General features: G+C 42.3%; 17 protein-coding genes, 2 tRNA genes and 2 pseudogenes. 6 read left to right on the top strand and 15 right to left on the bottom strand.

The annotated features are described in order from the left end of the window. Positions 1–579: pseudogene (locus tag VF675_RS10060) on the top strand (type I-F CRISPR-associated helicase Cas3f); the annotation flags it as partial. Positions 580–644: 65 nt separating this feature from the next. Here VF675_RS10060 and VF675_RS10055 read toward each other — a convergent pair. The 11 genes and pseudogenes from VF675_RS10055 to VF675_RS10005 all read right to left on the bottom strand — a co-directional run. Next, positions 645–1,904 carry a type II toxin-antitoxin system HipA family toxin gene (locus VF675_RS10055; RefSeq protein ID WP_131261189.1) on the bottom strand — a complete coding sequence of 420 codons (1,260 nt, stop codon included), beginning with the start codon at positions 1,902–1,904 and terminating at the stop codon, positions 645–647. Between the two features lie 4 nt (positions 1,905–1,908). Beyond that, positions 1,909–2,211 carry a helix-turn-helix transcriptional regulator gene (locus tag VF675_RS10050; RefSeq protein WP_070153706.1) on the bottom strand — a complete coding sequence of 101 codons (303 nt, stop codon included), beginning with the start codon at positions 2,209–2,211 and terminating at the stop codon, positions 1,909–1,911. A gap of 287 nt (positions 2,212–2,498) precedes the next feature. Continuing rightward, positions 2,499–2,574, bottom strand: a tRNA-Gly gene (locus tag VF675_RS10045). A 310-nt stretch (positions 2,575–2,884) separates the two neighbouring features. Beyond that, on the bottom strand, positions 2,885–4,726 hold the full coding sequence (gene glmS, locus VF675_RS10040) for a glutamine--fructose-6-phosphate transaminase (isomerizing) (protein WP_004974344.1): 1,842 nt from the start codon (positions 4,724–4,726) through the stop codon (positions 2,885–2,887). 12 nt (positions 4,727–4,738) lie between these two features. Then, the gene (gene glmU, locus VF675_RS10035) at positions 4,739–6,103 is read right to left on the bottom strand and encodes a bifunctional UDP-N-acetylglucosamine diphosphorylase/glucosamine-1-phosphate N-acetyltransferase GlmU (protein WP_179990264.1); all 1,365 of its coding nucleotides are present in this window, start codon (positions 6,101–6,103) and stop codon (positions 4,739–4,741) included. An 18-nt stretch (positions 6,104–6,121) separates the two neighbouring features. Next, complete coding sequence (locus VF675_RS10030; RefSeq protein WP_096902633.1) at positions 6,122–6,643, bottom strand: phosphatidylglycerophosphatase A family protein; 522 nt, start codon at positions 6,641–6,643, stop codon at positions 6,122–6,124. Further along, a complete protein-coding gene (gene thiL / locus VF675_RS10025) occupies positions 6,609–7,538 on the bottom strand; it encodes a thiamine-phosphate kinase (RefSeq protein ID WP_440205166.1) in 930 nt (309 codons plus the stop codon). The genes VF675_RS10030 and thiL overlap by 35 nt, the downstream gene beginning before the upstream one ends. 25 nt (positions 7,539–7,563) lie before the next feature. Further along, positions 7,564–8,013 (bottom strand): transcription antitermination factor NusB, encoded by a 450-nt coding sequence (nusB, locus tag VF675_RS10020; RefSeq protein WP_004974349.1) that lies wholly within the window; start codon positions 8,011–8,013, stop codon positions 7,564–7,566. A 4-nt stretch (positions 8,014–8,017) separates the two neighbouring features. Then, the gene (gene ribH, locus VF675_RS10015) at positions 8,018–8,488 is read right to left on the bottom strand and encodes a 6,7-dimethyl-8-ribityllumazine synthase (protein ID WP_004974350.1); all 471 of its coding nucleotides are present in this window, start codon (positions 8,486–8,488) and stop codon (positions 8,018–8,020) included. An 11-nt stretch (positions 8,489–8,499) separates the two neighbouring features. Then, entirely contained in the window at positions 8,500–9,621 is a 1,122-nt protein-coding gene (gene ribBA, locus VF675_RS10010; RefSeq protein WP_096902634.1) for a bifunctional 3,4-dihydroxy-2-butanone-4-phosphate synthase/GTP cyclohydrolase II, read from the bottom strand. Positions 9,622–9,967: 346 nt separating this feature from the next. Then, positions 9,968–10,138 (bottom strand): annotated as a pseudogene (locus VF675_RS10005) (secretion protein HlyD); the annotation flags it as partial. A 243-nt stretch (positions 10,139–10,381) separates the two neighbouring features. On the opposite strand from VF675_RS10005, the gene VF675_RS10000 reads away from it, so the two are divergent. Further along, a complete protein-coding gene (locus VF675_RS10000; protein WP_004974358.1) occupies positions 10,382–11,032 on the top strand; it encodes a response regulator in 651 nt (216 codons plus the stop codon). A gap of 853 nt (positions 11,033–11,885) precedes the next feature. Here VF675_RS10000 and VF675_RS09995 read toward each other — a convergent pair. Further along, positions 11,886–11,976 (bottom strand) — tRNA-Ser (locus VF675_RS09995). 119 nt (positions 11,977–12,095) lie between these two features. Here VF675_RS09995 and VF675_RS09990 point away from each other — a divergent pair. Beyond that, positions 12,096–13,976 (top strand): potassium transporter Kup, encoded by a 1,881-nt coding sequence (locus VF675_RS09990; protein WP_004974367.1) that lies wholly within the window; start codon positions 12,096–12,098, stop codon positions 13,974–13,976. 83 nt (positions 13,977–14,059) lie between these two features. On the opposite strand, the gene VF675_RS09985 is transcribed toward VF675_RS09990, so the two are convergent. Further along, positions 14,060–14,665: a hypothetical protein gene (locus VF675_RS09985; protein WP_004974369.1), complete on the bottom strand. Its 606-nt coding sequence runs from the start codon at positions 14,663–14,665 to the stop codon at positions 14,060–14,062. Positions 14,666–15,009: 344 nt separating this feature from the next. Between VF675_RS09985 and VF675_RS09980 the strand changes: the two genes are divergently transcribed. Both VF675_RS09980 and VF675_RS09975 read left to right on the top strand, forming a co-directional pair. Next, complete coding sequence (locus VF675_RS09980) at positions 15,010–16,086, top strand: DNA/RNA non-specific endonuclease (protein ID WP_004974371.1); 1,077 nt, start codon at positions 15,010–15,012, stop codon at positions 16,084–16,086. Positions 16,087–16,135: 49 nt separating this feature from the next. Beyond that, on the top strand, positions 16,136–16,381 hold the full coding sequence (locus tag VF675_RS09975; RefSeq protein WP_004974374.1) for a hypothetical protein: 246 nt from the start codon (positions 16,136–16,138) through the stop codon (positions 16,379–16,381). A 152-nt stretch (positions 16,382–16,533) separates the two neighbouring features. Here VF675_RS09975 and aqpZ read toward each other — a convergent pair whose 3' ends face one another. After that, a complete protein-coding gene (aqpZ, locus tag VF675_RS09970; RefSeq protein ID WP_042068713.1) occupies positions 16,534–17,184 on the bottom strand; it encodes an aquaporin Z in 651 nt (216 codons plus the stop codon). A 153-nt stretch (positions 17,185–17,337) separates the two neighbouring features. After that, positions 17,338–18,339 carry an AraC family transcriptional regulator gene (locus VF675_RS09965; RefSeq protein WP_004974378.1) on the bottom strand — a complete coding sequence of 334 codons (1,002 nt, stop codon included), beginning with the start codon at positions 18,337–18,339 and terminating at the stop codon, positions 17,338–17,340. Positions 18,340–18,466: 127 nt separating this feature from the next. Between VF675_RS09965 and VF675_RS09960 the strand changes: the two genes are divergently transcribed. Continuing rightward, entirely contained in the window at positions 18,467–19,081 is a 615-nt protein-coding gene (locus VF675_RS09960; RefSeq protein WP_317028229.1) for a hypothetical protein, read from the top strand. Positions 19,082–19,282 lie beyond the last annotated feature (201 nt).

Below are 19,282 nucleotides of genomic sequence, written 5' to 3'. Positions count from 1 at the left end.
CGGCCTGGTTATGAAGGTTATGTGGACACCAAAAAACAATATAAATCGCAAGATTTATCGCAACTTTTGCCTTGGTCTAATAATGAACTGGTGGTTGATGCCAGACTTAGATTCAATGCCAATACCTGCGACTTTACAAAATATGATGATGAACAAATTCAAAAGTTTAATCAGGACTTTTTTGCTTCAGAAGGTGAACAACTCTTTTCTAATATTCAGGTGAATGCAGCTTTGCTAACGGAACAGTTATATAAAGATACATGTCTAAGAGATATGCAAAATCAGGAAGTATATAGCTTTGATGTTGAGGATGATGAATTATCTATTTATCAGCATTTTCCAGATTCCGTAGAACTGAATATTCAGACTGGAAAATATGAGCAAGCTGTTAAAAGTGTCACTTTTAATATTGAACCAGCTCCTGATAATGCTTGGTTGAGTTTATCACCTGCGCAACTCAAGGAGCTAACATTAGAGTATGGGCTTGCAGTGCAAGAGGGATGTAAGTTGTCTTTGTCTGTTTATAATGACCAAAGCCCGCAGTGGATATACCATCTTGGGTTCGGGGTTTATCACTGATCTGTTATTGATTAAATTTTATATGTATTTCCAGATTGCTTTTGATTAAATCGGATGGTTTATATTCAATTCAATAAATGAATATTATGCTCAATCCTATTTTGGATCATTTGGAGAGTTTCAGATCTAATTTGTTCAGGTAATAGATCATGAGCAATCTTCGTAAATCGGCTGGCAACTTCGCAAATTGAGTTAATCATTTCATCAACCTCTTGAATAGAAAGCTCTGCTTCCTGAATGCCCAGTTTGACAATGGCAGACCGAGTAATATCCAGTGCTTCACCCATAATATCCATTTGATGATATCCACCTGGGCCTTCACAGAAAGTAACGTCGTAGGCTGGGGCGAGTTTCCATTGTCCATTTTGAGACATTAAAAACGAAAAGTTTTTGCAATGATCATCTCGATTATTGAACACCACATTGAAAACAGCGCGCTTGAATGCAATCGCTTTTTCGCGAATATCATTGGTACAAAAGTGTGTAGCACGAAGAAAGTTGCTGTAGTCTAAACTCCCAGGTGATTTAAAATCAGCCCCTGTAAAGGCAGCTAAACTTTGCATAGGGATGCGCATGCCATCGCAGCGGTCAAATCTTTTTGAGGCAAATGCAGTTAGGCCATTCGGAAGAGTGAAGTATTGGGTGTCTGGGGTGTCAATATGACAATGACGCAAACATTCTGCATAAACAGTTTCAATTGCACAAACTTCAGGATGCTCTTGCTGAGCGGGAAATTTGATCAGCCAAGCTTCATGTTGATGTGAGTGAACTGTTGAGAATTCATTAGTGACAGGATCACGATAAACAAGTGCTTTTGGCCTTGCACCTTGTGGAGACCCGCCCATAATTAATAAATGCTGTAAAAATTCGGCACCTTCTCCTTTGAGAACTTCCTGAACTTCTTGAGCGAGTCTTAGCAATGGAATATTTTCAGCTAATGTTAACTCGGATGCTGAAGGTTCAAAGGATAATGCCCCCATTGCATGTGTACTAATATACGTGAGGCGTTCTAAAGGCCCAACTCGTGCTGGATTAAGTCCATTTTTTTTAAATAAGCGATCCATCAGGAGCATGCCCCAGCCATCGGGTAAGGCATCGTATATAGGGCCTGGTAATCCCATTTGATGTGCAGGAAAGTTCTTTCTTAATGGGTCACCTTTTAGCGGAAGTAGGTAAGATGAAAGCTCTAAACCTTTACTAATTGCTTCTGCGCTGTATTCAAAAGCAATCAATGGTCGACCTGTGATTGCAGTTGAGGAAACTAGTGTGCCCCAAAGCCAATATTCGCCCCATCCATTGTAGTAAACATCAAGTTTTTTGAGCATGGATTCATTTCCTTTTGATACGTTGGCGAGCCGTATTACTCTCATAGCGGAGCATGTCATCTACACTATTTAAATGTGGTTTGAAAAGTTCCTCTAATTCTTTTAATCGGCCGAGCACCATGGCAACACGTACTAAATTTTCAAATGAAACATTTCGACCAGCTTCTAGATTAGATACAGTATTCACACCAATACCCGCACGCGCAGCAACATCTGCCTGAGTCATTTCCAGATAAAGACGTTCTTTACGAAGCCTCTCACATAATAAAGCAACAACTTCTTCAGGTTTTTTGAATATTAAATCCATAATATTGTGTTTTACATTGTGATATCACCATTAAAACACAAAAAAATGGATTTATGAAATTATGCCAGTTGGTCGATAATGAGATGCTTGATTGGCTGATGAGATTCTATTGGATTAAAGAAATCTAATGATTTTAATGCATTTATTTTTTGCAACTACCTACGAATATGTCGTATTTGGGGCCCGAAACTGTAAAATAAAAGATAATAAAGAAAGTATGATTGGGGATAACATAATATAAAATCAATAAAAAAGCCTCAATCTTTCGACTGAGGCTTTTGAAATTCTGGAGCGGGAAACGAGACTCGAACTCGCGACCCCAACCTTGGCAAGGTTGTGCTCTACCAACTGAGCTATTCCCGCATGCGGTGTATAATACATGATGCAAAAATAGGGTCAATCATTTTTTGCATGTCATTGTACTGACTGAATAAATAAACAACATTTTTGGAAAATAGTGCGGTTAAATGACTTAGGTTGTTTGTTTTATAAAAGTTTTCATTGTCTGCAAAAATATTAATATCACTTACAATGCGCTGCAGCTATGCGAAAAATAAAAGCATCAGACATAAAAAATCCGCAGTACTAAATTTCTAAAAATGAAGCCGACTGCGGATTTTTTAGGTGATTCAAAATAATTTTATTAAATTTAAATCATTGAATTTAATCAATATTATTCCACTGTTACACTTTTCGCCAAGTTTCTAGGTTGATCGACATCAGTACCGCGCAAAACTGCCACATGATAAGACAACAACTGCACAGGAATGCTATACACAATTGGCGCAAGCAACGCGCTGACTTGCGGTACATAAACCACATGCTGACGCTCTTTATCTGCAGGAATGCCGCTGTGTTCATCTGCAAATACAAACAGCTCACCACCACGTGCCTGTACTTCTTCCATATTGGATTTCAGTTTATCCAGCATGTCATCTTGCGGTGCTAAAATCACCACAGGCATGTCATTGTCTACCAATGCCAATGGGCCGTGCTTTAATTCACCCGCAGCATAACCTTCTGCGTGAATATATGAAATTTCTTTCAGTTTCAAAGCACCTTCCAAGGCAATTGGGAATTGTGTGCCACGACCCAAGAACAAGCAGTGATTTTTCTCTACAAACAATTCAGACAAACGTAAAATTGCCGTATCATTTTGCAAAGTATCTAAAATTACTTTTGGTGTGTGCCACAAGTCTGCAATAATTTCCGCTGTTTCTGTCGCTGCAATTGCATTTTTCACCTGACCAATTTTGAGCACCAACAGCATTAATGCTGCCAACTGTGTCGTAAAGGCTTTGGTCGATGCCACACCAATTTCAGGACCCGCAAGCGTTAACAAACTATGGTTGGTTTCACGTACCATTGACGACGTTGCCACGTTACAAATGGTCATGGTTGTGATATCTAAACCTTTTGCAGCAGCACGTTTTTGTGTATCACGTAACGCAGCTAAAGTATCTGCAGTTTCGCCAGATTGTGAAATGCACACATACAACGTGTTATTCACAATGACTGGGGTACGATAACGGTATTCGCTGGCAATTTCCACATGACATGGCAAGTTAATCAGCTGTTCAAACCAATATTTTGCAATCATCCCTGCATGGTAGCTGGTACCGCAGGCAATAATCTGTACCTGTTGGATGTTGGCAAAATCAAGTTCAGCATCTTTCAGGAAATCTTCACGTAAAGCGTTGCCATTTAATGCTTGTGAAATGGTTTGTTGAATTGCTTCAGGCTGCTCATAAATTTCTTTGAGCATGTAGTGTTTATATTCACCTTTCGATGCATTGCTTACAGTTGCATCCAACTCTTTTACAGGGCGTTCAACCGTTTGACCGTTTACAAAAACTTCAATGCTGTCGCGGGTTAAGCGGGCGATATCACCTTCTTCCAAATACATAAAACGGTTGGTGATCGGCAATAACGCCAATTGGTCTGAACTGATAAAGTTTTCGCCAATACCGACACCAATCACCAAAGGAGAACCTTCACGTACCGTGATCAATTCATCTGGATAATCGGTATGGATAATTCCCAGAGCATAAGCACCTTTCAGTTGAGGCACGACTTGCTGTACCGCAACCAATAAATTCGGTGCAGTTTTAAGAGCATGGTTGACCAAGTGCGCAACCACTTCAGTATCCGTTTGAGAGCTGAACATATAGCCTAAAGCTTCTAGCTCATCTTTCAGTTCTTGATAATTTTCGATAATACCGTTGTGTACGACAGCAACATTGCCAGAAATATGCGGATGTGCATTGTTTTCTGTCGGTTTGCCATGTGTTGCCCAACGTGTATGGGCAATACCGAGTGAACCTGTGACTTGAGAATCTAGTACTGCTTGCTCAAGATTTGCTACTTTACCGACACGACGCTCACGCAAGACCTGACCTTGACTAATCAATGCCAAACCTGCGGAATCATAACCGCGATATTCTAAACGCTTTAAACCTTCAATGAGGATATTGGTAATACTACGTTCTGCAACGCCACCGACAATACCGCACATAGGAAATACCTCTTATTTTTTCAATTTTTGTGGACGTTGATAATTTTCTTTAGTGAACTGTTTAGAACGTTCCACAGCTAAACACTGTTCTGCAACATCACGGGTAATGGTCGAGCCTGCGCCTACCGTTGCACCATTGGCAATGGTGACAGGTGCAACCAATGAACTATTTGAACCAATAAAGACTTGGTCACCAATAATGGTTTTAAATTTATTGGCACCATCATAATTGCAAGTAATCGTACCTGCACCAATATTGCTGCCTGCACCCACTTCGGCATCACCTAAGTAGGTAAAGTGGTTGGCTTTGGAGCCTAAACCAATTTGACTGTTTTTCACTTCAACAAAGTTGCCAATATGCACTTCATTGGCCAATACCGCACCCGGACGTAAACGTGAGAATGGACCAATTTGCGCAGCTTCACCTACAACCGCTTGGTCAAATACGCTATACGGCTGAACTTTAGTGCCCGCAGCAATTTTGGTGTTTTTGAGGATACAACCTGCACCAATTTCTACGCCATCACCCAGTTCGCAATCGCCTTCAATAATTACGTTAATATCAATGCGAACGTCTTTACCTGCAGTGAGATTACCACGTAAATCAAAACGGGTTGGGTCAATTAAATGCACACCTTGTTGCATGAGTTGCTTGGCTTGGAAGTTCTGGAACTCGCGTTCTAATGCAGCCAATTGCACACGGTCATTCACGCCTTCTACTTCAAAAGCCAGTTGAGGTTCTACCGATGCAACTTCTAAACCATCGGCAATTGCCATCGCCACAATATCGGTCAGGTAATATTCACCCTGCGCATTGTTATTGCTCAGTTTTGGCAGCCATTCATGTAATTTGGCATTGCTGACGCAGTAAATACCCGTGTTAATTTCCTGAATTTGACGCTGGGCTTCAGACGCATCTTTATGTTCAACAATCGCTTGAATTTTACCGTTTTCACGTACAATACGACCATAACCCGTGGCATCAGCAAGGGTAAGTGTCACCAAGCCAATTTGGGTTTCACGTGAAACATCGAGTAGCTTTTGTAAAGTTTGCTCTGTAATACAAGGTACATCTCCCGATAAAATCAGTGATACACCTTCACGTGGTAAAACAGGCAAAGTCACTTTGACTGCGTGACCTGTGCCCAACTGTTCAGCTTGTTCGACCCACTGTACCTGTTCATGCGCAAACGCATTTTGCACCAAAGCACCGCCATGACCGTAAATGGTAATTATATGATCTGCTTGTAATTTTTTTGCGGTATCAATCACGTGACCCAAGAGTGGGCGTCCTGCAAGAGGTTGTAATACTTTTGGTAAATTTGAACGCATGCGCGTGCCTTTACCTGCTGCAAGAATAATCACGGTGGTAGACATGTTGAATCCTAGTGATGGCTAAACCAAAGTAAAAGATAAATAAATATAAATACATAATGCGGCCCAAAGACCCGCAATAATATCGTCCAGCATGATGCCAAAACCACCCTCGACCCGACGGTCAATCACACGTATTGGCCAAGGTTTCCACACATCAAATAGTCGGAATAGGGCAAAACCCACAATTACCCAGACCCAGCTGATTTGATTGATAAAAATCAGGGGTAAAAAGGTAATCGATTGTCCTGCAAATTCATCCCAAACAATACGACCATCATCATGTACGCCCATAACCTGTGCAGTACGTCCACAGATATATATGCCAACGAGGGACATGATGGCAATGGCAAAAAGGCTTGGAATGAAACCAAGCGCGAACCAAATGGGAATGAACAGTAGGGCAAAGGCCGAACCAAAGGTACCAGGAGCTTTGGGTAGTAGACCTGAACCGAAGCCAACACCACAGCATACAATCAGTCGGTCAGTCCAAGACATGGCTTTGAAATTAATCGCGGGTTTTTGCAAAGTGTTGGTATCCATGAAAATGAAGTGAACGATCTACGCCATTCTGTTCAAAGCTTAAGCGGTTTTGATTGTTAATTTTGCCAATAATATGAATAGGGGTATTCAGCGGTTTTTGCAAAAGCTGCTGATAATTTTGTGGGCTTATTGTAAAGCATAACTCATAGTCATCGCCACCTGCCAAGGCATATTGCCACTGCTTTTGTTGTGGTAATTCGGTTAATGCAGCATCTATAGGCAGTTGGCTGAGTTCAATACAAGCACCGACCTGAGAGGCTTTGAGAATATGCCCTAAATCTTGTGCCAAGCCATCTGAAACATCAATCATGCTTGAAGCCAGACCTTTGAGTTGTTGTCCAAGTTGACAACGTGGTGTTGGGTAGTCGAGACGTTGTTTTAAAGGATGATCGAGATGATCTAAACCAAAAGCGGCATCACCGACTTGTCCGCTGACGCAAATATAATCGTCGACTTGCGCGCCTGAACGTGGAATGGCATGTCCTTGTTCAATCCAGCCTAAGGCGGTAACGGAAATGGTGAGATGCGGGCTTTGTGTGGTATCTCCACCAATTAAACTTACCCCAAATTGATCGCAACAATCATGTAAACCCTGACTAAACCCTTTGAGCCAGTCGTGATCAATTTGGGGTAGGCTCAATGCCAATAATATACTGTGTGGGGTGGCACCCATGGCGGCAATGTCAGATAAATTGACCGCAACCGATTTCCAACCAATCGCATGTGGGTTGGTATCGAGGGGGAAATGTCGTCCAGCGACTAAAGTGTCGGCACAAATGACCAATTGTTGTTGCGGCGGAGGGGTGAGCAGAGCTGAGTCATCACCGACACCTAAATCGACTGCATCGGGACGCGGTCTGTTGAAATAGGTCTCAATAATGGAAAACTCAGCCATACAACAATCGACTCAATACTTTGAATTAGTTGCTTTGTTGCTTTTCTGCTGCACGTAAGCTGTTGGCAAGACGGTCTAATACACCATTGATGTATTTGTGGCTGTCTGCACCACCAAAGTGTTTTGCCAATTCAATCGCTTCATCCAATACCACACGGTATGGAATTTCCAGATGTTGTTCTAACTCATAAGCACCTAAACGTAAGGTGGCGAGTTCAACACCATCGAGGGCTTGAATGTCACGATCAAGAACAGGCACCAGTAATGCATCCAATGCTTCATGATTGGCAACCACTTGAGTCAACAATTCATGATAATAGCCGAGATCCACTTTGTGCATGGCATTTTCCACACGGGTACGTGCTTCAATTTCATGTACTGGATTGTGGCTCATCTGCCATTCATAAATACCTTGCACAGCAAAACGACGTGCTTTACGTTTTGCTGCATAAGTTGCTTGAAGTGTTTGCGACATAGCGTTAAATAGCCTTTAACAAGTTAACCATTTCAATTGCAGTTAAGGCAGCTTCACTTCCTTTATTACCTGCTTTTGTTCCAGAGCGTTCAATTGCTTGTTCAATACTATCCGTAGTCAATACACCGTTAATCACAGGTAAGCCAGTATCTAAACCAACCACACCTAAGCCTTTGGCACATTCGCCTGCAACAAAGTCAAAGTGTGGAGTGCTACCGCGAATCACTGCGCCGAGTGCAATAATGGCATCATAACCATTCGATGCAGCTAATTTTTTAGCCACAACAGGAAGTTCCCAAGCGCCTGGTGCATGAACAACGGTGATATTATCCTCTGATACGCCATGACGTTTCAATGTGTCAATTGCGCCATCAAGCAAATGCTCAACCACAAAACTATTAAAACGACCGACTAAAATCGCATAACGGCCTTCGCTAGCGAGATGTAATAAACCTTCAATACGGCGAATTGCCATAGCAACCTCGATTATTTCTCTGATGTTGGATCTGCGGTGATATATTCCACCACTTCTAAGTTAAAGCCTGATAAAGCATTGAAACGTAATGGTGAGCTGAGTAGCTTCATTTTTTCAACGCCTAAATCACGTAAAATTTGTGCACCCACGCCAATGGTTTGGTATTGCTGTGACAATGCAGCATTGGCTTTGCCTTGTTTCGGGGATTTAAGGCTGTCTAGGGCAGGGCCCAAGTCTTGCAATTGAGCTTGACCAATCCAGACCAAAACACCACGTTCACTGTTGGCAATTTCTTTTAAAGCACGGTCTAAATTCCAAGTTGCCGAACCATCTGCTTTTTTCAGCTTCAGCAAATCACGGGTTGGATTAAAACCATGCACACGTACTGTGGTAACGCCTTCTTTCGGCTCGCCTTTGACCAATGCCAAGTGAATGTCTGGGTTCCCCAGTTCACGGTAGCGATATAAGTCAAAAGTACCATATTCGGTGTCGATGCTTTGCTGATCCAAACGCTCTACAGTTTGTTCATTGGTCATGCGATAGTGGATTAAATCGGCAATAGTACCAATTTTTAACCCGTGCTTTTCAGCAAAAATTTCTAAATCTGGACGACGCGCCATCGTGCCGTCTTCATTGATGATTTCACAAATTACCGATGCAGGCTCTAAACCTGCCAAACGGGCAAGATCACAACCTGCTTCGGTATGTCCTGCACGGTGCAATACACCACCTGGCTGTGCCATGAGTGGGAAAATATGCCCAGGCTGAACAATATCGGCAGGCTTGGCATGTGCAGCGACAGCGGTTTGAATGGTATGCGCACGTTCTGCGGCAGAAATACCCGTGGTAATGCCTTCAGCAGCTTCAATCGACAAAGTAAAGTTCGTACCGTGTTGTGCACCATTGGCATCAACCATTAACGGTAGGTTTAATTGCTGGCAACGGTCACGACTTAAGGTTAAGCAAACAAGACCACGCGCGTGTGTGATCATGAAGTTGATATCTTCAGGGCGAACGTGGGTTGCGGCAATGACTAAATCACCTTCATTTTCACGATCTTCATCATCCATGAGGATGACCATTTTTCCTGCACGGATATCTGCTACAAGCTCTTCGACAGTATTGAGCGGCATCAACCTTCACCTTCTTATTTGTCTGAAACGACATTGAATGAGAGAGATGCATAGTCTAACGGTTTTTTACCTGTTTTGCCTATGCTTATCATTTTCATTGCGTGACTTATGGTTATACACAGTGTCATCAGGCTTGGAAAGAGGTGAAAAGGAGGATTTGCTGCGTTGCTGTAGATTGTTTAGGCAATTAAGATGAAATGCAAAATCTGTGAAAAATAAAACTGTAGAGGGCATAGGATATTATCGCCCTCATTCTCGCCTTCACTTGAGCCCAGTTGGGTTTTGGGAGAAGGCAAGAATCAGAGATGAGATAATTCATTAAATTCAGGTATAAGAGAATTTCTGTTTAGCGCTCACGTAAGGCTTCTTTGGCTTTGTTGAATGGTTTGATCAGATATTCCAACACCGTTTTTTCACCCGTTTTAATATCGACTGTTGCGACCATGCCTGGGGTAATATCAAACGCTTGTCCTGCTTTGTTGCTGAGTTTGTCTGAATCGGTACGGATATAAACCCTTATCTTGGGATATTTTCTATTTCATATTACATCTTGTTTTGAGCGTTTTGGTTGTAAAATAAAACTGATTAAAAAATCCACAAAATGATCAACCTTTTTGACTGAGCGCTGAAAACATAAAAAATAAACGCTTTTCTGTGATTAATTGCACAATAAATGCAAAAAAGTCATGTCTTGCATATCCTTAATTGTCTTTGTGTGGTTAGAATATAACAACTGTGCCCAAGATCTCTCACGTCTGTTATGAATATATTAATCGTTGATGATCATCCGCTGTTTCGCCATGCCTTAATTCAGGCGGTTCGTTATAGCTTACCGCAAGCTCAAATTCATGAAACTGCTGCAGTTAATGAATTGTACGAACGTTTGGAAAATGGACCTGAGCCTGATCTTGTTTTATTGGACTTGAATTTACCAGGGGCATCGGGCTTTTCTGCATTGGTGCATGTGCGTGCGCAATATCCATCTATCCCAATTATTGTGGTGTCCGCTCACGAAGAAGCATCGATTATTCAACGTTCAATTGCGCATGGGGCGATGGGTTATATCCCAAAATCGGCACATCCGAGCCATATTGGTGAAGCAATTCGTCAAGTTTTAGAAGGTGAGATTTGGTTGCCGCCAAACTTGGCTGCGAATGTTAACTTTGACCCTCGCGCTGCAGATGAAACAGCTTTGGCTGAACGTATTCAGTCTTTAACACCACAGCAATTCCGTGTATTGATGATGGTGGCAGAAGGTTTGTTGAATAAGCAAATTGCCTATGAATTAGATGTTTCTGAAGCGACGATTAAAGCGCATGTGACCGCAATTTTCCGTAAATTGGGTGTGCAAAATCGTACTCAGGCGGTATTGGCAATCAATGCTTTAAATATTGAAGAAAAGAAAATGTAAGATGTGACTGATCTGTAAAAGATGAGTTTAAAACCGCTATGTTGATCTGGAAGATTGAGCAGTGGTTTTTTATTGGGTGTTTGGTTGATAATGACCTTTTTAAAAAGCTAATTCACTTTAGGATGTGACATTTAGCGTTCAGGTTGTTGATGTGCTTAAAACCTAAAAGGAATATTGTCTTATTCCTTTAGCTGTATGGCATAAACATATTCAGGCTTTCATGTCGATAAAACTGACAAAAATCGACATGAGAGAGTTGTCATGTCGATGACATAAACATATTCAGGTTGTCATGTCGATAAAATGGGTAAAAATCAACATGAGCTGAATAGCTATCAGTCTAATGCAGGCGATATGCTTCTTTCAGATTCTTAGGCTTTGATTGTATCTGTACCCATAAATCCAATAGTGTGAAGTTGTCCGCAGCGGGAAAACCCGCCACTAATAAGAAATACATAGAAGGACGAATATATTTTAATAGTAATAGATGAATGGTGATTTGAATAAATCATACCTAAGTGAGTAGGGGGCTTTCCCCTATATGGGTTCAACTTTTAGAATTCACGATAACCAAGCCCGCCAGCCGTGATATGTGCTAGATTTCGATCATAGGTAATTATTTGGCTTTCTTCTCCGATGGTTTTATTTTTCTGACTTGAGCATCTGTAAGCATTGCAATGATTCCACAGAATTGGGGGTATAATTTTGGGGGTAATTTATTATACCCCTAGTTATACCCCCAACAAGATCAAGCTTGCAATAGATAAAGTAGATTGCATTAGACATAAAAAAAGCTTAAACCCTTTAGATTTAAGCTTTTTAAGATCACATGAGACTTCATGAGAATAATGTTTGGCGGTGAAAGAGGGATTCGAACCCTCGATACGCTATTAACGTATACACACTTTCCAGGCGTGCTCCTTCAGCCACTCGGACACTTCACCATAGGCGGTGGATAATAACCAAAAAATAGTACAAAGCCAAGTTGAAAAATTTGATTTAGAGAAAAACTTTCAGCGTAGTGCTATGATTCTCAAAAATACCGTCTAAATCGAAGACACCTATGCAAAGTACTGCAAAAAAAGCAGCCTTACCCGTCATTACCTTGGCTGCGCTCGGCGTCGTATTTGGGGATATCGGAACTAGCCCCCTGTACGCCTTCCGACAAACTTTTTTAACGGCCCATCTTGCAATTACTCAAGCCAGTGTATTGGGAATTTTATCCCTGATTTTCTGGTGCATGATGCTCACCATCAGCTTCAAATACGTCACCATTATTATGCGTGCCGATAACAATGGCGAAGGCGGGATCATGTCATTATTGGCATTGAACCTGCGCACCACCCGTATTGCCGAAGACAAAAAAATCTTCCTGATCGCACTTGGCTTTATTGGTGCATCCCTGTTCTTTGGCGATGGCATTATCACCCCCGCCATTTCAGTATTGTCTGCCATTGAAGGACTAAGTATTGCCACGCCTATCTTTAATCAATGGCTCGTACCGCTCTCCATTGGTATTTTGGCAGGACTGTTCATTGTGCAGCGTCATGGTACAGGCACTATGGGCAAATTTTTTGGCCCACTGACTTTGCTGTGGTTTTTAGCCATTGGCGGTGCAGGGCTGCTCAGTATCATCCAAACCCCATTTGTATTGGCCATGGTCAGTCCACACTGGGCGTTTAACTTTGTAGTAGAGCAACCCTTTGTTGCATTTCTCACCATGGGTGCGGTGATTTTAACCATGACGGGTGGCGAAGCACTCTATGCCGATATGGGGCATTTTGGGCGGATGCCTATTCGCCTCGCGTGGTTTTTGATTGTCTTACCTTGCTTGTTATTGAATTACGCAGGACAAGGGGCATTATTGCTACGTAACCCTGCAGCGATTGAAAATCCGTTCTATATGTTGGTGCCTGAATGGGGCTTATACCCGATGATTGGTTTAGCCACAGCTGCAGCGGTGATCGCTTCTCAAGCGGTGATCACAGGGGTATTTTCAATGGTCAATCAGGCCATTCAATTGCGTTATTTACCACGCCTGACTGTACGTCACACGTCCGATGTTGAACGTGGTCAAATCTATTTGCCGTTCATTAACTGGGCCTTATTTATTTCGGTGCTTATCTTAATTTTATTATTTGAAAATAGTGCCAGACTTGCCAGTGCTTATGGCGTGGCAGTGACCATGACCATGCTGTGTGGCACGATTTTAATTTCAGTGCTGGCCTATGGTTTTTGGCGTTGGCCGATGTGGAAAGTTGCCCTTTTTGCAGTGCCATTTTTAACCCTAGATTTAATTTTTGTGGCTTCGACCTCGCTCAAAATTGTGTCAGGGGGATGGGTGCCAATTTTAATTGGCGCCATCATGTATACCATTTTAATGACGTGGAAAGATGGTCGTGCATTGGTTTTCAATCGTTTGGAAAAAGATGCCTTGCCGATAGACCTATTCATTCACAGTATTAGTATGGGCAATGAAACCAAATTTGTCCCTGGCGATGCGATTTTCTTGACAGGTACGCCTAACATTGTGCCACATGCCATGTTGCATAATATTAAGCACAACAAGGTCTTACATGAACGCAATATCATGGTAACGGTCATCACGCGTGATATTCCATTTGTGGCGCAGCAAGATCGGATTCAAGTCGAAAAACTGGATGATCGTTTTTATCGGATTGCCATGTATTACGGTTTTAAAGATCAGCCAAATATTCCAAATGCCTTGAAACAAGCCTATGAACAGCTTGAGTTTGAATTCGATATGATGCAAATGAGCTTCTTTATTTCGCGTGATCGAATTGTGCATACGGTGGGCGATGGCATGTCACCGTGGCGTGAAAAACTGTTTATTTCAATGCAGCGCAATACCAGTCCTGTGAGTGATTTCTATCAAATTCCAACCAACCGTGTGGTGGAATTGGGTAGTCAAATCGAAATTTAAAAACTGCTCAATAGATTTTAAAAAACCAGCATTATAAAGTGCTGGTTTTTTATTTTTAGCTCAAGATTGGTCTTAAACAGATCTTATTGTTCCGTATCACTTGGTTGTAGATGGCTTAAATCTATATCGTTTACATCTGCGCCCTGTGCCGCAGGTGCTGTGGTTTCAAGCCGTTCAGTCGTGGGCAGATTGACTGCTGCTTGTTCAGATGCAGCAGGGTTTTGTGGTGCAGCATTTAGCGCTTCTGCGGTGACATCCACATCATCGCCAGCATTTACAGGTAAATCGGCTGAAGATGACAATAATGGCGCAGAGGTGGCTTGTATGTGTTGTTCGCTCACTTGCTCTGCCTGCGCTGCGTGTTGCAGTTCGGATTCAGTCCCGACAGGCATCGTCATCGGTACATTGTCTTGAGCCAGATTGGCTTGTTCGGCTGAAATTTGGTTTGCAGGCTGTTGCGCTATATTTTCTGCTGGACTTGTTAAGTTTGTATCTGTACTCGGTACAATGCGTATCTGACCATTGGCGATTAATTCTTGTAGTGAGCCTGCTTGCCCATTAATCGTGGTGCTTATTTTGACTTTAGATAAACTTTCTAAAGTATCACCTGCTTGAATGGGTGGTTCGGCAAAGGCAGAAATGCTGATACTGCTACCAACCAAAGCACAAGCAAAAAGATGAAAACGCATGTATTTCTCCATCAAAAATCGCAAAAATAAAGTTAAAACCAATTTAAATCGTCAATGACATCCAGCTAGAGCAGCGCAATGCGCTTGGGTGTCGCTGAGCGATGTCTTTAAGGTGTATTTAGCTTGGCAGATTCGCTAAAACGGATGCAATCAAATCTACCAAACTTGATCTAGACTGATGTCAAAAGTGCTTAAAACTCAGGCTGTGTATGGCTTTTGTGGTGTTATGGCGCGGGTTTTGTTTAATTGTTAGACGAACAAGAGGTGCTTCATATACAAGCTGTGAGTGGATTGTTAAGCTCGGGCAAACTCTGCGGATTTAGAGCGAAGTCACAGTAACGGTTATGGCAAGAAAACGGCGCAATTCCAACAACATTTGGACTCAAATTTTCAATCAAAACAGCTTGAAAGTGCTACTCGGTGTAGTGGCAACAGGGAGTTTTGTGATTGCTTTTGGTCAAGAAAAAATTAGCCAGTGGACTTCACTGGTGCCGAGTTCAGGAAATAGTGCTTGCCTAACCCAGTTCTATCGAGAAACGCCGCCCTATTTACTGAAAAATAGCCTGCAAAAAGACAGCTATCCGCTGTGTTTTAATGACTTTAATGTGATGTATTCAGGGGTATCCAAAACCCCGTTATGGGTGGCAGAAGCCTTAACACCAGCGCGTTTGAGTCAGCGGATTCCACGTGAAGATAACTTTCACGAAGAACCGCGCGTCAAAGCCGAGCATCGTGCGACTTTGCTGGATTATCGTGGTTCGGGTTATGACCGTGGACACATGGCACCGAATGCCGACATGACCAACTTGGCAGCCCAGTTTGACAGTTTTTCTTTGGCAAATATGGTGCCGCAAGCCCCTAAAAATAATCAGCAGGTCTGGCGTGAACTTGAAGAAGCCACCCGAGCGGTGGTGACTAAGCAAAAGCAAGATGTGTATGTGATTACGGGGCCAAGTTTTAATGCCAAGCGTCTAAAAACCATTGGGCAGGGCGTTATTGTGCCGACTGCGGTGTATAAAGCTGTGTATATGCCCAAAACAGGCGCGATAGGGGCTTATTACGCGCCCAATAACGACTCGTTACAGGTGCAAGTGGTGAGTGTCTGCTATTTAGAAGAACAGTTGGGCATTAATTTATTCCCACAATTAAGTGAAGAACAAAAGCGCAATACCTATAAATTGCCTTTGACTGCAAATGCTGTAAAAGCCAATACACCGATTGCCTACTCACATTGGGATGCAGAAAGCCAGTGCGCAGAAGATGTATCTGCTGAGCAATTACAAGCCTTGCAAACCGAATTTAAACGCTCAGGCAGTAGTCCTGCATCGGGTGCTAGCATTGATGCAGATACCCAAGATGCAATTGTGAAGCAATTGATTGAAGCTTTATTGCAATATATTTTACAGTTGTTGAAATCTTAAACTGGGTTAAGATGATGGATATTGCATCCTTCATGCTAAGGTGAATTCAATGTTTAAACCGTTTCAAAATGGGACTGAATCACATGCGATTCATGACTTAACCTTAGAAAATGATTTAGATTGCATCAATGTGTATGGCAATTTGCAAATCAGCAAAGATCAGGCGGGTTTACAGGCAGCCAAAGCACTACAGGCTTTTTTGAATGAAGTTGTTGCAACTTTGGAGCAGACTCCGAATCTGCCTGAAAAGTTAGATCGTCCCGAAGCGGGTGAAATTGAAAATCCATTTTTATAATGGATGCCATCTCAAGATATTAAATCTACTTTAATCTGCTCATCTAAGCCATTAAAAAGCCCGTTCAAACGCTTGAACGGGCTTTGTTGTTTTGTGTGTTTTTAGATAAATCCCAGACATCTTGAAAAGCTGTGGATTTAAAGTTTTGAAGATCAGTCTTCAGCTTTTGCCATAGCGCGATACAGCACCGCACCAATCACCGCACCTACAATCGGTGCAACCCAGAAAGCCCAAAGCTGGCTGAGTGCTGCAGTTTCAGCAAAGAACGCCACACCTGTACTACGTGCAGGGTTCACGGAAGTATTGGTTACAGGAATACTGATCAGATGGATTAAGGTCAGTGCCAAACCAATTGCAATTGGAGCAAAACCTGCAGGTGCACGTTTGGCGGTTGCACCCATAATCACCATCAAAAAGCCAGCAGTGAGTACCACTTCAATCAATAATACTGAACTGAGGGCATATTTTCCTGGAGATAAATCACCATAACCGTTGGTCGCGAAACCGCCTGTGTCTGCAAAACCTGCCTGACCCTGTACAATCAGATACAACACCAGTGCGGCCAGAGTCGCACCAATAATTTGTGAAATAATATACGGTGCGAGTTCTTTGGCTTCAAAACGTCCACCTGCCCACAAACCAATACTGACTGCAGGGTTAAATTGACCACCTGAAATGTGCCCAAGTGCATAGGCCGCGGTTAATACGGTCAGACCGAACGCGAGGGATACCCCCACAAAACCAATGCCCAATTCAGGAAAAGCTGCAGCCAATACCGCACTACCACAACCACCAAATACCAGCTAGAATGTGCCAGCCAGTTCTGCGAAATACTTATTCAATTTGATTCTCCAGTGCTTATTTTTTGAGTTAATTGATCAAACTTCAATTAAATTTATCGCATTTTAGATCGATATTGTGATGAATTTAACATAAATTAAAGTAAAAAGAAGCAATCATGAAGCACGTTGCATCCGCCATTGTTGTGGTGTGTGCTGCGTCCATTGTTTAAACGCACGCTGAAAGGCACTTTGTTCTGAATAACCCAGCAATAGCGCAATTTCTTGCAGACTTAAATGTGGGTCTTGTAAATATTGTTCTGCCAATAAACAGCGTACTTCCTGCATGCGTTTTTGGTAGGTCGTGCCTTGCTGTTGCAAATGACGTTGCAACTGACGTACAGAAATATGTAATTGCTGAGCAATATGTTCAATTTGATACATATTTTTTTGCAGCCCCGTCAAAATGGCTTGCTGTAAACGCTGATCGGTTTGGGTGCTATTCGGTAGCTTTTCCAATAAGGCTTGTGCCTGTTGCAACAATAAATGCTGTAAGGTCTGATCGCCCTGATGAAAGGGTTTTGCCAGTTCGGAAACAGGCAGCAACACTTGGGTAATTGGCTGAGAAAAACGCACTTTGCAATGAAAATACTGCTCATACAGTGCAATATTTTTAGGCGCAGGATGATGAAAATGTACTTCGTGCAGGCAAATATCTTCAAACTGCATAAAGTGCTTCAAAAATTCCATCATTAAAGCAATGGCAATTTCATCGGTTAATTGTGTGGTCATGTGCACGGGCAATTCTGACCAACGAATGGATAAATAATCGTTTTGTGCTTCGACTTGCAACGGGCCACCATCGTAAATCAAGCGATGAAAATCGTGGTAACGCTGTAATGCTTCACCCAGATGATCACAGGACAAGGCTAAATACGCAATGATGCCTAAATGTTTGGGCTGCACGTATTTGGCAATTTCCAAACCCAAAGCAGGTTGTGGTAATTGTTGCTCCAAAGTGCTGAGCAAGTCACGCCAGAGGGCATAGTCAAAACGTTCCAGATTTTGAATCTGATGTAATTTTTCTGGAATGGGCAGCTTTTTTGCTTGGTAATAGCACATCAATAAATGCCCTAAGCCACCATAGACCGAGCCCGTATATTCTTTGAATTGTTGCATGTGTTATCGGTTTATTTTTGTCGTCATTTGTCAATGATATTGATTTTTTTGGTCAAGATCTAGTCAATCTCACATGCCTATAGTGAACATCAGAGTCAAGATGTCCTGTGTTTAAGGAGAAATAGCGATGTGGAAAGGATTTCTAGCAGGTTTGGTGGTTGCCAATGGTTTTGAATGGGTGGCACATAAATATATTTTGCACGGAACGCATCGAGCAGGGCAGCGCCGTTATAGTCCTGTGCCTGAAAGTATGAAATCACATTGGGAACATCATCGTGAAGTGCGTAAAACCAGTTTTCACGATCATGGCTATGTCGAAGGGATTCGCAACTGGCGTACCAAAAATGAAATTGTGTCTTTGGCTGTGGTGGCAACGGTGGCCAGTGGCGTGTTCTATCCAATTTCTAAGGGTATGAGTTTGGCTGCGCTATATAGTGCTGCGAATTATTATTATATTCACCGTCGTGCGCATTTAGAGCCAGAGTGGGCAGTCAAAAAAATTCCGTGGCATTATGACCATCACATGAACAGCAATCAGGATGCGAACTGGTGCGTGACCAAACCGTGGTTTGATTATATTTTAGGAACGCGAGTGATTTCTTCACAGGAACTGCAGGAACAAAACCCTTTAGGGATCACTTTGCCGCATGTTATGGCACAAGGTTTAAACCATTTGTCGGCTGCGTATTTTCCTGCCAAGTGGGTCGAGAAAAAAGTGACGGTGGCAGAACGAGTCGCCTAAACGGTATAGGTGCTCATGACGCTTTAAACTGACTGATTTGGCAAGGCTTGTCGCAAATGGTCAATATTTTTGGTGTTTTTGGTCAATATTTCTGCTGAAATGCTGAATATATTATGTGCAGTGAAATACCTAAGGGTATTTTGAGCGAATTTAATTGTTTATTGCTTTGTTTTATTTATTTTTTTTAAATTTAAAAGATAT

It is taken from the genome of Acinetobacter sp. Lyrl_1, from assembly GCF_051948795.1.
In the GTDB taxonomy this organism is placed as follows: Bacteria; Pseudomonadota; Gammaproteobacteria; order Pseudomonadales; family Moraxellaceae; genus Acinetobacter; species Acinetobacter towneri.
Note: the sequence above shows the minus strand (reverse complement) of the source record. Positions and strands in the feature narration are given on the sequence as shown.